Consider the following 12,586-nt stretch of genomic DNA (forward strand, 5'->3'; position numbering starts at 1 on the left):
ATGCATGGCGCCGATAAGCGGTGCACTCTCGAATCCGGTGCATGAAATACCACTTTCATGGCCGATTCATGCATGGCCTCCCCATGCAAGTGCGCCCGATCACCAATGCGGCGCGCCGGTGGGCGGGCATAAAGGAATCTTTAGTTGTGGTGTTCGGCCAACGGAAGCGTGAAACAGAAGCGCGTCCCGCGCACTTCGCCGTCGACTTCCCCGGGCTGCGCCCAGATATCGCCGCGATGGCGGGCAATGATGTTCTTGCACAGCGCCAGGCCGATGCCATTGCCGCTGACCTTGGAGGAGAAGAAGCCATCGAACAGCCGCTCGCGATGGCCGGCATCGATGCCGCGCCCTTCGTCGGCCACCGTCAGCAGCGCATTGCCGGCGCTGCGCCGGGTACTGATGCGCACGTGCCTGGCACCTTCCGGAAACTCGACCATTTCTTCGATGGCATTGAAGGCCAGGTTCAGGACCACCTGGCCGATCAGGACCTTTTCGCAGCTGACCATCAGCGGCTCCTCGCAGGGCGCGAATTGCAGATGCACCTTGCCCTCGGCGGCCTTCATCTCGATGAACCAGCGCACTTCCTCCAGCACCGCGTTGAGGTCGATCAGGGCTTCGCTCTGTTCCAGCCGTACCACGTATTCGCGCACGCTCTTGATGATGGTGGCGGCGTGATCGACCTGGCGGCCGGCGCTCTCCAGGCCCCAGACGATCTGCCCGGCATGCGGGCGCAGGGCCTCGTTCTGCTGCAGGCGCAGCACCGAACCTTCGAGGAAGTTGCGGATCGCCGCCAGCGGCTGCGACAGTTCGTGGGCAATCGCGGTGGCCATCTCGCCCATGGCATTGTGCCGGGCCAGGTATTCCAGGGCGGCCTGGTCGCGCCGCCGGGCCTCCTCGGCCTCGACCTGCTCGGTGATGTCGCGAAAGTGCAGCAGATGGCCTTTGAGGTCGTTCTCGATCTCGATATAGCGGCATACCGCATGGTGCCAGCGCACCAGCCCATCCTTGCGCACCACCTGGTAGCGCAGCGGGAAGCTGATCGCGTCCGGCAGCGCCAGGGTCAGCAGTTCCAGCAGTTCATCGCGTGATTCCGGCAGGCACTGCTCGACAAAATTCTTGGGCGGGTTCTGGCCCGGTCGCACCCCCAGCAGCTTGCGCCCGGCATCGCTCAGGTATTCGATGCCACCATCGGCGCGCAGTACCGCCACCCCCTCGTCGGAATCCTGCATGAATTCCTTGAGACGGCTCTCCAGCTTCTTCATCTCGCGCCGTATCTGTTCCTCGCGGGCGATATCGCGGAACTGCACCATGATCACGTCACGCTCGTTCAGCGGCACCAGGGTGGCGATGGCCTCCGACATGATCTCGTCACCGTTCTTGGCGCGATAGCACCACTCGACCATGTTGCTGCCGTGGAGCACGGCGTCGTGCAGCCACTTGCGGCCGATCTCGCGGCGGTATTCGTGCGACTGGCGACTCATGTCGGGTGCCTTCAGCGGCAGCAGCTCTTCCAGCGTGAAGCCCAGCACCTTGCAGGCCGAGGGATTGGCCCAGAGGATGGACTTGGTCTGGGCGTCGTGCAGGATGATGCACATGGGCAGCGCATCCATCATGCGACGGAAGTCATCCAGGCCGAAGCGGATGGCGTCGTCCTGTGCGCTGTCCTGTGGCGTGGGAGCAGGGTGGTCTGGCATCGTTCTCTCGCTGGTCATCGGGGTGATCTCTAGGGGTTTTCTTTAGCGGCCTTCTCCTCATCCCCTAAAAAAGCTGCAGCGGTCCCGATTGAACCGGGAAACGCCGCTCCCTACACTCGACTTCATTCTGATGCAAGCCACCTGGAGAATGCAATGTCCGTGATGGAAAACCCGGCCGCGCTGGCGGCCCGTGAAGAAGACGCGCTCACGCCGCTGCTGGCGGAGATCCGCGCACGCCGCGATGAGTTCGCGGCCCAGCGTTTCGTGCCCAAGGATTTCATCGCGCAGTTGAAGAAGGTCGGTGTCTATCGCGCCGCCACCCCGCAATGCTTCGGTGGCAGCGGCATGACGCCGATGGCCTTCCTGCAGCTGGTGGAACGTATTTCCGAAGCCGATGGCTCGGTCGGCTGGGTCGCCAGCTTCGGCTCGGCCTCGGTCTATCTGGCGGCCCTGCCCAAGGACACCCAGGCCAAGCTCTACGCCAACAGCCCCGACCTGACCTTTGCCGGTGGCCTGTTTCCGATCCAGCCGGCGACCCAGGTCGAGGGCGGCTGGATGGTCAACGGCACCTGGAAGTTCGCCAGCGGCAGCAAGGGCGCCGACATGCTGGGCGTGGGCATCGGCGCGGCCGTCCCCGGCCAGGCCGGCTCCAAGCCGCGCACCGCGGTGCTGCCGCCGGACCAGGTCGAGATCGTCGACAACTGGGACGTCATGGGCCTGCTCGGCACCGGCAGCCACGACCTCAAGGTCAGCCAGCAATTCGTGCCGGAAGAGTGGACCTTCATCCGTGGCGGCGTGCCCACCATCGACGAGCCGCTGTACCGCTATCCCACCATCGCCTATGCCGCACAGGTGCTGGCAGTGGTCAACCTCGGCGTGGGCCGTGCCGCCATCGACGAGATCAACCAGATGTCCGGTGGCCGCGTGGCCATCACCGGCGCGCCCAAGCTGGCCGACCGTTCCTATGTGCGCATCGAGGTGGCCAAGGCCGAAGCCAGGCTGCGTTCGGCACGTGCCTTCCTGTATGACGCCACCAGCGAGGTGTGGGAATCCATCCTCGCCGGCAATCCCGTCACGCCCGAACAGGTGAGCCTGCTGCGCCTGACCGCAGTAGAGATCGCCAGGGTCGGCAATGAAGTGGTGCAAGCCATGTTCGGGCTGGCCGGGACCACCGCCATCTACAGCAACCATCCCTTGCAGCGTTACCTGCGCGACGCCGCCGTGGTCAAGCAGCACGCCTTCCTGGGCGAGGGCATCTATGACGGCGCCGGTGCGGTCACGCTGGGCGTGCCGCCGATGCCGGGTTTCCTGTGAAGCCCACCCTTGCCCCTGTTGCATACGCCATTTTTTGATCGCCAAGTTTTCAGCCCGGAGCCTCCATGAGCCAAATCCCAAGCAATGATAAAGAACCGCTGCGCGTCCTCTTCTGCGTCGGCGTGACGCAGAACTTCTTCGACCTGCCCGCCACCGATACCGGTCCGGTCTGGCAAGCCTATGGCCAGATGATGACCGCGCTGGCCACCATGGAGGGCATCAAGGTATTGGGCACCATGGATGACGACCGCCTCATGGTCGGCAAGTCCGACGACGCGCCCTGGACCTTCTACATCATGGCCGACGTGGCCGACCTGGATACGGTGGTGGCCGCCTGCAACCTGTTCCGCACCACCATGGTGGGTGAACATCGCCTCTGGAAGTACGGCAAGATCGAAGCCCGCGTGGGCCGTGCACTGATCATCCAGGGCGCCTGAGCATGGACAAGAAGATTGCCCTGGTCACCGGTGCCGCGCGCGGCCTCGGTGAAAGCATCGCCCGCAAGATGCACGCCGCCGGCTACAAGGTGGCGCTGTCGGATATCGATCTGGAGCACGTCTCGGCCGTGGCTGCCAGCCTGGACGCCAGCGGTGCCACGGCCATGCCGCTGGCGCTGGACGTGCGGCGCAAGCCCGACTTCATCGCTGCCTGCGACGCCATCGAATTGCGCTGGGGCGGCGCGGCGGTGCTGGTCAACAATGCCGGCCGCTCGCGCGTGGCGGCACTGATGGAGATCACTCCCGAGGAGTGGGACGAGGTCACCGCCATCAACATGAAGGGCACATTTCTTGCATGCCAGGTGTTCGGCAAGCGCTTCGCCGAGCGTGGCTACGGTCGCATCATCAACATCGCCTCGCTGGCCGGGCAGAACGGCGGTACCGCCACCGGCGCGCACTATGCGGCCGCCAAGGGCGCCGTGCTCACGCTGACCAAGGTGTTTGCACGTGAGCTGGCCGGGGCCGGCGTGACGGTGAACGCCATCTCGCCCGGTCCGCTGGACCTGCCCATCGTGCGTGAAATCGTCCCGGCCGACAAACTGGCTGCGACCATCGCCACCATCCCGGTCAAGACCCTCGGCGAACCGGATTTCATTGCCGATGCGGTGCTGCTGCTGGCCTCGCCCGAAGCAGGATCGGCCACCGGTGCCTGCCTCGATATCAACGGCGGTCTGTACATGCGTTGACAGACGTCGCCCCTGCTTTGATGTCACATTGCTGTCCTCAGATCGATGGCGGAGTGGGGAAGCCCGCCATCATCTCAACCACCAAGGGAGAAACACATGCTGCACAAACGCTTGATTGCCACGGCCGCGCTGGCCGCCTTCGGTACCATCGCCAGCCTCGCCGGCAATCCCGCTTTCGCACAGGTCAAGATCGGGGTCGTGACCTCCTCCACCGGGCCGGTCTCGCTGGTGGGTATTCCGCAGAAGAACACGGTGCCGCTGCTGCCCACCAAGATCGGCGACCTCAAGGTCGAGTACATCTCGCTGGACGACGCCAGTGATCCGACCAAGTCGGTCACCGAAATCAAGAAGCTCATTTCCGAATACAACGTCGATGCCATCATCGGCCCCAGCGGTTCGCCCAATGCCATGGGCGTGATCTCGTTTGTCGCCGAAGCCGGGGTGCCGATGCTGGCGCCGGTCGGCACGGCCGCCGTGGTGCTGCCGATGACCGAACCGAAGAAGTGGGTCTTCAAGACCACCCAGAACGATGACCTGATCGCCAAGGCCCTGGTGGACCAGATGGTCAAGACCAAGGTCAAGACCGCCGGCTTCATCGCCGTCAACGATCCCTTCGGCGAGAACTGGGCCAAGGTCTTCACCGAACTGGCCGGCAAGAATGGCATCAAGATCGTCGCCAACGAGCGCTACCAGCGCACCGACACCTCGGTCACCGCGCAGACCCTGAAGATCATCGCCGCCAATCCGGATGCCGTGCTGGTGGCCGCCCCGGGCGCTGCCACCGTGCTGCCGCAGACCACGCTGTTCGACCAGGGCTACAAGGGCCGGCTGTACCAGACCCACGGCGCGGCGCTGCCGGCCTTCCTGCAACTGGGCAAGAACAAGGTGGAAGGCACCATCCTCGCCGCCAGCCTGATGCTGGTGCTGCCGGAGATCGCCGACAGCAACCCGTCCAAGAAGGTCGCCACCGAATACATCGAGGCCTACAAGAAGATGTACAACACGGTACCCGCCACCTTCGGCGCCAACGTCTATGACGCCGGCCTGCTGCTGGAAAAGGCCATCCCCGTGGCCGCCAAGAAAGCCAAGCCGGGCAGCAAGGAATTCCGCGCCGCCCTGCGTGATGCACTGGAAAACACCAAGGAAGTGGTGGGTACCCAGGGCGTCTACAACATGAGCCCGGCCGACCATAGCGGCTTCGACGAACGCGGCCGCGAGCTGATCACCGTCAAGGGCGGCAACTGGACCCTGCTCAAATAATAATCACGTCGTACCTCCGCCTTCTGCCGCAAGCAGGAGGCGGAGTGCTCCACCTCCACACGCATCCCGAACCCGGCGCTTCATCCCTGGCCTGACCCCCACGCGCGCGCCGGCTCCACAAGGAAGTCGCAATGAATCTCCAAATCGTGGCGCTCCTGGGACAGGACGGCATCACCAACGGCGCCATCTATGCGCTGCTGGCGCTGTCCATCGTCCTGGTCTTCACCGTCACCCGCATCCTGCTGATACCGCAGGGCGAATTCGTCTCCTTCGGCGCGCTCACCATGGGCATGATGCAGAACGGCCAACCGCTGACGGTGGCCTGGCTGCTGGTGGCCATGTGCCTGGGCGCCTGTGTCTTCGATCTGTACGACATGTGGCGCAGCAGCCGTCGCCGCCCCAGCCTGTGGCTGCCGGCCAAGCTGGTCTATGCGGCCGTGGTGGCCGGCGTGGCGCTGTCGGTCAACTTCACCACCCTGCCCATGCTGGTGCAGGTCCTGATGACCCTGCTGCTGCTGGTACCGATGGGGCCGCTGATGTACCGCATGGCCTTCCAGCCCATCGCCAGCGCTTCGCCGCTGGTGTTGCTGATCGTCTCCATCGCCGTGCACGTGGCGCTGGTGGGCGTGGCGCTGCTGGTGTTCGGCCCCGAGGGTGCGCGTACAGCGCCCTTCACCGAGGCCGCGCTGGAGGTCGGCAGCTTCCGCTTCTCCAGCCAGGCGCTGTGGGTGATCTGCGTGTCGCTGCTGTTGATCGTGGGCCTGTTCCTGATGTTCGAACGCACCCTGTATGGCAAGGCCCTGCGCGCAGCCGCCCTCAATCGCATGGGCGCGCGGCTCATGGGCATCTCGCCGGTCTTCGCCGGCAAGGCCATGTTCCTGCTGGCCTCCTTGATCGGGGTGATGTCGGGCGTGCTGATCGCGCCCATCACCACGATCTACTATGACTCCGGTTTCCTGATCAGCCTCAAGGGCTTCGTCGGTTCCATCATCGGCGGACTGGTCAGCTATCCGGTCGCCGCGGTGGGTGCGCTGGCCATCGGCCTGATCGAATCCTTCTCCACCTTCTGGGCCAGCGCCTACAAGGAAATCATCGTCTTCGTGCTGATCATCCCCATCCTGTTATGGCGTTCCCTGTCCACCCGTCATGTGGAGGAAGAAGAATGAAAGCGACTTCCTCCCGCCTCTCTTCCAGGGCCGCATTGGCGATCTTCGTGGTCCTGATGGCAGTGGCGCCGTTCGTACTGCCACCGTTCTACATGACCCTGCTCAACAACATCGGCCTGGCCTCGCTGGTGGTGCTGGGACTGGTGCTGCTGACCGGCGTGGCCGGCCTGACCAGCTTCGGCCAGGCCGCCTTTGTCGGCCTGGGTGCCTATATCTCGGCTGCGTTGTCGGCCAAGGTGCTGCCGCTGCCTGATGCGCTGCTGTGGATGCAATCGCCCTGGGTGGCGCTGGTGGTGGCCCTGGTCCTGACGGCGCTGCTGGCGCTGGCGGTGGGCAGCGTCACGCTCAAGCTGTCCGGCCACTACCTGCCGCTGGGTACCATCGCCTGGGGTATCAGCCTGTACTTCATCTTCGGCACGCTGGAGAGCATGGGGGGGCAGACCGGCATGTCCGGCATCCCCTCCATCGCCCTGTTCGGTGTACCGCTGGCCTCGGACCGCGCCATGTTCGGCCTGATCTGGGTGGCCGTGCTGCTGGGCGTGGCGGCCCTGAACAACCTGCTGGATTCGCGCGAGGGACGCGCCATCCGTGCCCTCAAGGGCGGCATCGTCATGGCCGAAGCCATGGGCGTCAATACGGCCCGCATGCGCATCGTGGTGTTCGTCATCGCGGCCGTGCTGGCAGCACTCTCGGGCTGGCTGTACGTGCACATGCAGCGCTTCGTGAACCCGTCGCCGTTCGGTCTGGGCTTCGGCATCGATTACCTGTTCATGGCCGTGCTCGGTGGTGCCAGCCATGTGTGGGGCGCGGTGCTGGGTTCGGCCCTGATCGTAGTCCTCAAGGAATGGCTGCAGGGCATCCTGCCGGTGCTGCTGGGTCGCTCGGGCAACTTCGAGACCATCGTCTTCGGCCTCCTGATCGTGGTGCTGCTGCAGCGCTCGCGTGATGGCGTCTGGCCTTACCTGGCGCGCCTGGTGCCGGTGCGTACGCGCCGCCTGCAGATCGATCCCCAGGCCGAGGCGCTGCCGCGTCGTGCCATGCCGGCCACCCACGAGGTGGTGCTGGACGTGCGCAACGTCACCCGCAAGTTCGGCGGACTGGTGGCCAACAACGACATGAGCCTCAAGGTCATGGCCGGTGAAGTGCTGGCCCTGATCGGCCCCAATGGCGCCGGCAAATCGACCCTGTTCAACCAGATTTCCGGCGTGGATACGCCGACCTCGGGCAGCGTGCAGTTCCGTGGTCATGAAGTGACCGGTCGTGGCTCGCGCCACATCGCCGGGCTGGGCATGAGCCGCAGCTTCCAGCACGTACGACTGATGTCGCGCATGACGGTGCTGGAGAACGTGGCCATCGGTGCCTACCTGCGCGGCCAGCGCGGCGTGCTGGCCTCGATGCTGCGCCTGGACCGCCAGGAAGAAGCGCGCATCCTGGCCGAGGCGGCGCGCCAGATCGAACGCGTCGGTCTGAAGGCGCAGATGTACGAGCAGGCCGGCTCGCTCTCGCTGGGCCAGCAACGCATCCTCGAAATCGCCCGTGCCCTGGCGGCCGACCCTTGCCTGTTGCTGCTGGACGAACCGGCTGCCGGCCTGCGTCTGGGCGAGAAGCAGGCCCTGGGTGACCTGTTGCGCAAGCTGCGCAGCGAGGGCATGGCCATCCTGCTGGTGGAACACGACATGGACTTCGTCATGGAACTGGTGGACCGCATCGTGGTGATGGACTTCGGCCAGAAGATCGCCGAAGGCCTGCCCGAAGAGATCCAGAACAACCCCGCCGTGCTGGAAGCCTACCTGGGCGCGGCCGATGAAGAAGCGATTCCCGACACCGCGCTGGCGGCAGGAGCACACCATGGGCAATAAGGTATTGGAAGTCCGCGACCTGTCGGCCGCCTACGGGCGGGTGCAGGTCCTCTCCGGCATCGACCTGTCGGTGGAGCAGGGCAAGATCGTCACCGTCATCGGTCCCAATGGCGCCGGCAAGACCACGCTGCTTTCGGCCATCATGGGCGTGCTGCCTTCGCGCGGGGCGATGGCCTTCGATGGCGTGATCCGTCATTCTCCAGAAGTGGAGGACATGGTCGCTGCCGGCATGACCCTGGTACCGGAGAAGCGCGAACTCTTCGCCGAGATGAACATCGAGGACAACCTCATGCTGGGCGCCTTCCAGCGCTACCGCACGGGGCAGCGCGACCACGCGGCCACCCTGGAAGAGGTCTACACGCTCTTCCCCCGGCTGCGCGAACGGCGCACCCAGCACGCCGGCACGCTCTCCGGTGGCGAACGCCAGATGCTGGCGGTGGGCCGCGCCCTGATGGCCAAGCCGCGCCTGCTGATGCTGGATGAACCCAGCCTGGGACTGGCGCCACTGATCGTGCGCGAGATCTTCCGCATCATCGCCGAACTGCGCCGGCGCGGCGTTTCCATCCTGCTGGTGGAGCAGAACGCCCGCGCCGCCTTGCAGGTGGCCGACTATGGTTACGTGCTGGAAAACGGCGAAATCCGCATGCACGGCCCGGCCAGCCAGCTGGCCCATGACCGCCGTGTGATCGAGGCTTACCTGGGCTTGTCCGGCAAGCACCAGGACAAGCTGGCCGGTTGAAAATTCTTGTTGAGCCCATGCCATGAGTAACGACCCTGCAGACACCCCCGTTTCCACTTCCCCCGCGCCGCTGCGCATCTGCATCGCCGGTGCCGGCGCCATCGGCGGCACGCTGGCGGTGCGCCTGTCGGCGGCCGGCCACCAGGTCAGCGTGCTGGCCCGTGGCCAGACGCTGCAGGCCATCCGCGAGGGCGGTTTGACCCTGCACGACCTGCACGGCACTGCGCATGCCCGTCCGGCGGCCGATGATCAGCCGTCCTTCGGTATCCAGGACGTGATTTTCTTGTGCGCCAAGAGTCAGGACATGTCAGCCCTGTTGCCGCAGATCGCGCCGCTGGTCGGCAGCCAGACGATGGTGATCCCTACCAACAATGGCGTGCCGTGGTGGTATTTCCACCGCGAGGGCGGGCGTTTCGATGGCGAGACCGTCAAGGCGGTCGATCCGGATGGTGCGCTGTCCCGCGCCGTGCCGCTGGCACAACTGATCGGCAGCGTGCTCTTCATCACGGCCGAGGTGGAGAGCCCGGGCGTGATCCGTTCGGTCAACCCCCACCTGATGGTGTTGGGCGAGCCCTCCGGCGAGATGAGCGAGCGCCTGCTGCGGGTAAGGGCGGCCGTCGAGGCAGCCGGCATCGAGGCCCGCGCCACCGACCGCATCCGCGACAAGCTGTGGACCAAGATCATCGCCAATATCAGTACCAATCCGCTGTCGGTCATCACACAAGGCACGCTGGAGCAGTTGTATGGCCTGCCGGAGCTACGCGAGGTGGTCAGCCAGATCATGCGCGAGACGCTGCTGGTGGCCTCCAGTTACGGAGCGCGGGTGGATATCGATCCGCTCACCTTCCTGCAACTGGGCGAAGCCATGGGCGCCTTCCGCACCTCCATGCTGCAGGACCTGGAACGCGGCCGACCGCTGGAACTGGCGGCCATCGGCGATGCGGTGCTGGAGATGGCCGATCGTTTTGCCATCCCCATGCCGATCACCAGCGCCATCGTGTCGCTGGCGCGGTTCCGGGGCGAGGCGGCGCGGCGGCAGAGAGAGCACAAAGAGCAGAAAGAACAGAGAGAGCAGCAGACACAACAAACGCAGCCGGCGGCGCGGGCCGCCTGAGCGCGATTACCTCATCCACAGGATTCAGGAGTCAGATCGATGAATATCATGCAATACAGCTACGGCGCAGATAAGCCGGCCCACTGCAGCGACCAGGAATGGGCGCTGCGCATCCAGCTAGCCCACTGCTATCGCCTGGTCGATTACCTGGGCTGGACCGAGATGATCTTCAACCACATCTCGGTGCGGGTACCGGGGCCGGAGCATCACTACCTGGTCAACCCCTTCGCCCTGAACTACAACGAAGTCACCCCGGCCAACCTGTTGAAGGTCGGTCTGGACGGGCAACTGGCCGAGCCCTCCGACTACAAGGCCAATCCGGCCGGATTCGCCCTGCACAGCGCCATCCACGGTGCGCGCGACGACCTGCGCTGCGTGATCCACACGCACACCACACCGATCTCGGCGGTGACCATGAAGAAGAGCGCCTTTGAGCACAACGACTTCTACGGCGCGCAATTGTTCGGCCGCATCGGTTATCACGAGTTCGAAGGCATCACGCTCTTCGCGGAAGAGAAGGAGCGCATGCTGCAAAGCCTGGGCCAGAAGCACATCCTGGTCTTGCGCAACCACGGCGTGGCAGTGTGCGAGAGCGATATCGAACGCGCCTTCTTCCTGCTGTGGACGGTGCAGCGCGCCGCCGAAATCCAGGTGGCGGGCCGTGCCATGAGCGGCGAAGACCAGCAGTTGCCGGACGACGTACGCCAGAAGTGCGCCGACCTGACCCAGCAACTGATCCGCAATGACGGGTTTGCGGTGATCTTCTTCGAGGCTATCGTGCGCAAGATGTTGAAGGCGGTCTATGCGGTGAAGTGACGGCAGCCTGAACATTCATCAATGCGATCGATCAATGAAAATCGCGCCGGTCCGGGAGGACGGCGCGATTTTTTTACAGCGACAACAGGGCAGGGATCAGCGCGTGCCGGTCTTGTCCCAGTCGGCGGCACGGTCGGCGGCCGCACCTGCTACCGAATACAGCGCCCCCGGCGCATTGCGGGTCTTCTGGAAGTCTTCCAGCGACTGGCCGCGCATGGCCGCATAGATGTGCAGGTTGGACACGCCCACCACCGCACCCAACTTCTCCAGCAGGAAGAAGATCACGCCATAGCGGATCATGGCCCGCCAGTCGCGGCGGCCGATCATGTCCCGTTCCTCGACCGACAGGCCGGCCTCTTCGAAGGTGGCCTCAGGATCGGCCAGGAAGCGTTCACGGAAGGCCGGCTGGATCAACTGGTGCAGATAGCGGTTGATGCGATAGCGCCGGTTGCTGGTCTCCAGGGTGAAGGGATAGGTGCCGGCCAGTTTCTCGATGCCGTCCAGCTGGGTGGCGATATGACTGCGGTGGCGCTCCATCTCGGCAGCTTGCAGGGCGGCGTCGGCCGTCACGGCGGGCTCATAGACTGCGACGGCGATGCCGGTCATCGAGGGCAGGTAGTACTCACGGTGCAGGCAGTTCACACCAGCCGGCATGGCGCCGCGCATGATGAGCCACATGATGACTTCGGCGCTTTCCAGTCCGCCCAGGGTGGCCAGTTCGGCGTGGGTCAGGCGGGTCAGTGCCTCGGGATCGTGCTGCAGCAGGTCCAGGAACTGGTGGTCCCAGGGCGTGTTGTTGAAGCCGGCACGTTCGCCATGCACCTGGTGCGACAAGCCACCGGTGGCAACGATGACCACGTCCAGGTCTTCCGGATAGCTTTCGATGGCGCGACGCAGGCCCTGGCCCAGCTTGTAGCAGCGACGCGCGGTCGGTACCGGGAACTGCAGCACGCCCACCTGCAGCGGGATGATCTGGCCGGGCCAGCCGTCCTGGTGTTCCCACAGCATCGACAGCGGCGAGAAGCAGCCATGATCCAGCGGCTTTTGCTGGAAGAAGGACATGTCGAATTCATCGGCCATGAGCGAGCTGCCGATGTGGCGTGCCAGTGCCGCATGGCCGCCCACTGGTGGCAGCTTGCGGGCGCCGCCGCCTTCATCGGCGACCTGATACTGGTCGCCCACGCCCAGTGCAAAGGCCGAATAGTGGTCGAAGAAGAAGGAGGTCACATGGTCGTTGTAGACCACCAGCAACACATCCGGCTGCTTTTCCTTGAGCCACTGCTGTACCGGTTCGTAGGCCTTGAAGATGGGTGCCCAGACCTGATCGTGCTGCTTGTTGGCATCGAGCGCGAAGCCGATGGTGGGGGTATGCGAGGTGGCGATGGCGCCGACGATGTTGGCCATGAAATCTCTTCCTGTTTCAGATGAATCCGGTATGTCT

At 64.7% G+C, this 12,586-nt stretch carries 11 protein-coding genes; 9 read left to right on the forward strand and 2 right to left on the reverse strand.

Annotated elements, in window-relative coordinates; translation table 11 throughout:
* Window positions 1-140 precede the first annotated feature (140 nt).
* The gene (locus HBH1_RS00875) at window positions 141-1,694 is read right to left on the reverse strand and encodes a PAS domain-containing sensor histidine kinase (protein WP_102661220.1); all 1,554 of its coding nucleotides are present in this window, start codon (window positions 1,692-1,694) and stop codon (window positions 141-143) included.
* Between the two features lie 153 nt (window positions 1,695-1,847).
* On the opposite strand from HBH1_RS00875, the gene HBH1_RS00880 reads away from it, so the two are divergent.
* From HBH1_RS00880 to HBH1_RS00920, 9 genes are all read left to right on the forward strand, one after another.
* A complete protein-coding gene (locus HBH1_RS00880; RefSeq protein WP_102661221.1) occupies window positions 1,848-3,008 on the forward strand; it encodes an acyl-CoA dehydrogenase family protein in 1,161 nt (386 codons plus the stop codon).
* 65 nt (window positions 3,009-3,073) lie between these two features.
* The gene (locus tag HBH1_RS00885) at window positions 3,074-3,445 is read left to right on the forward strand and encodes a hypothetical protein (RefSeq protein WP_077237752.1); all 372 of its coding nucleotides are present in this window, start codon (window positions 3,074-3,076) and stop codon (window positions 3,443-3,445) included.
* A gap of 2 nt (window positions 3,446-3,447) precedes the next feature.
* Window positions 3,448-4,191: an SDR family NAD(P)-dependent oxidoreductase gene (locus tag HBH1_RS00890; protein ID WP_102661222.1), complete on the forward strand. Its 744-nt coding sequence runs from the start codon at window positions 3,448-3,450 to the stop codon at window positions 4,189-4,191.
* Window positions 4,192-4,287: 96 nt separating this feature from the next.
* Window positions 4,288-5,451: an ABC transporter substrate-binding protein gene (locus HBH1_RS00895; protein ID WP_102661223.1), complete on the forward strand. Its 1,164-nt coding sequence runs from the start codon at window positions 4,288-4,290 to the stop codon at window positions 5,449-5,451.
* Between the two features lie 131 nt (window positions 5,452-5,582).
* Window positions 5,583-6,617, forward strand: coding sequence for a branched-chain amino acid ABC transporter permease (locus tag HBH1_RS00900; protein ID WP_102661224.1), 1,035 nt, complete (start codon window positions 5,583-5,585; stop codon window positions 6,615-6,617).
* Window positions 6,614-8,476 (forward strand): branched-chain amino acid ABC transporter ATP-binding protein/permease, encoded by a 1,863-nt coding sequence (locus HBH1_RS00905; RefSeq protein WP_102661225.1) that lies wholly within the window; start codon window positions 6,614-6,616, stop codon window positions 8,474-8,476. The genes HBH1_RS00900 and HBH1_RS00905 overlap by 4 nt, the downstream gene beginning before the upstream one ends.
* Window positions 8,466-9,215: an ABC transporter ATP-binding protein gene (locus HBH1_RS00910; RefSeq protein ID WP_102661226.1), complete on the forward strand. Its 750-nt coding sequence runs from the start codon at window positions 8,466-8,468 to the stop codon at window positions 9,213-9,215. The genes HBH1_RS00905 and HBH1_RS00910 overlap by 11 nt, the downstream gene beginning before the upstream one ends.
* Before the next feature lie 22 nt (window positions 9,216-9,237).
* A complete protein-coding gene (locus HBH1_RS00915) occupies window positions 9,238-10,329 on the forward strand; it encodes a ketopantoate reductase family protein (protein ID WP_102661227.1) in 1,092 nt (363 codons plus the stop codon).
* Window positions 10,330-10,368: 39 nt separating this feature from the next.
* Complete coding sequence (locus tag HBH1_RS00920; protein WP_102661228.1) at window positions 10,369-11,145, forward strand: class II aldolase/adducin family protein; 777 nt, start codon at window positions 10,369-10,371, stop codon at window positions 11,143-11,145.
* A gap of 96 nt (window positions 11,146-11,241) precedes the next feature.
* Here HBH1_RS00920 and HBH1_RS00925 read toward each other — a convergent pair whose 3' ends face one another.
* Complete coding sequence (locus HBH1_RS00925; protein WP_102661229.1) at window positions 11,242-12,549, reverse strand: gallate dioxygenase; 1,308 nt, start codon at window positions 12,547-12,549, stop codon at window positions 11,242-11,244.
* Window positions 12,550-12,586: the final 37 nt, after the last annotated feature.

It is taken from the genome of Herbaspirillum sp. BH-1 (assembly GCF_002870055.1).
Taxonomy (GTDB): domain Bacteria; phylum Pseudomonadota; class Gammaproteobacteria; order Burkholderiales; family Burkholderiaceae_D; genus Herbaspirillum; species Herbaspirillum frisingense.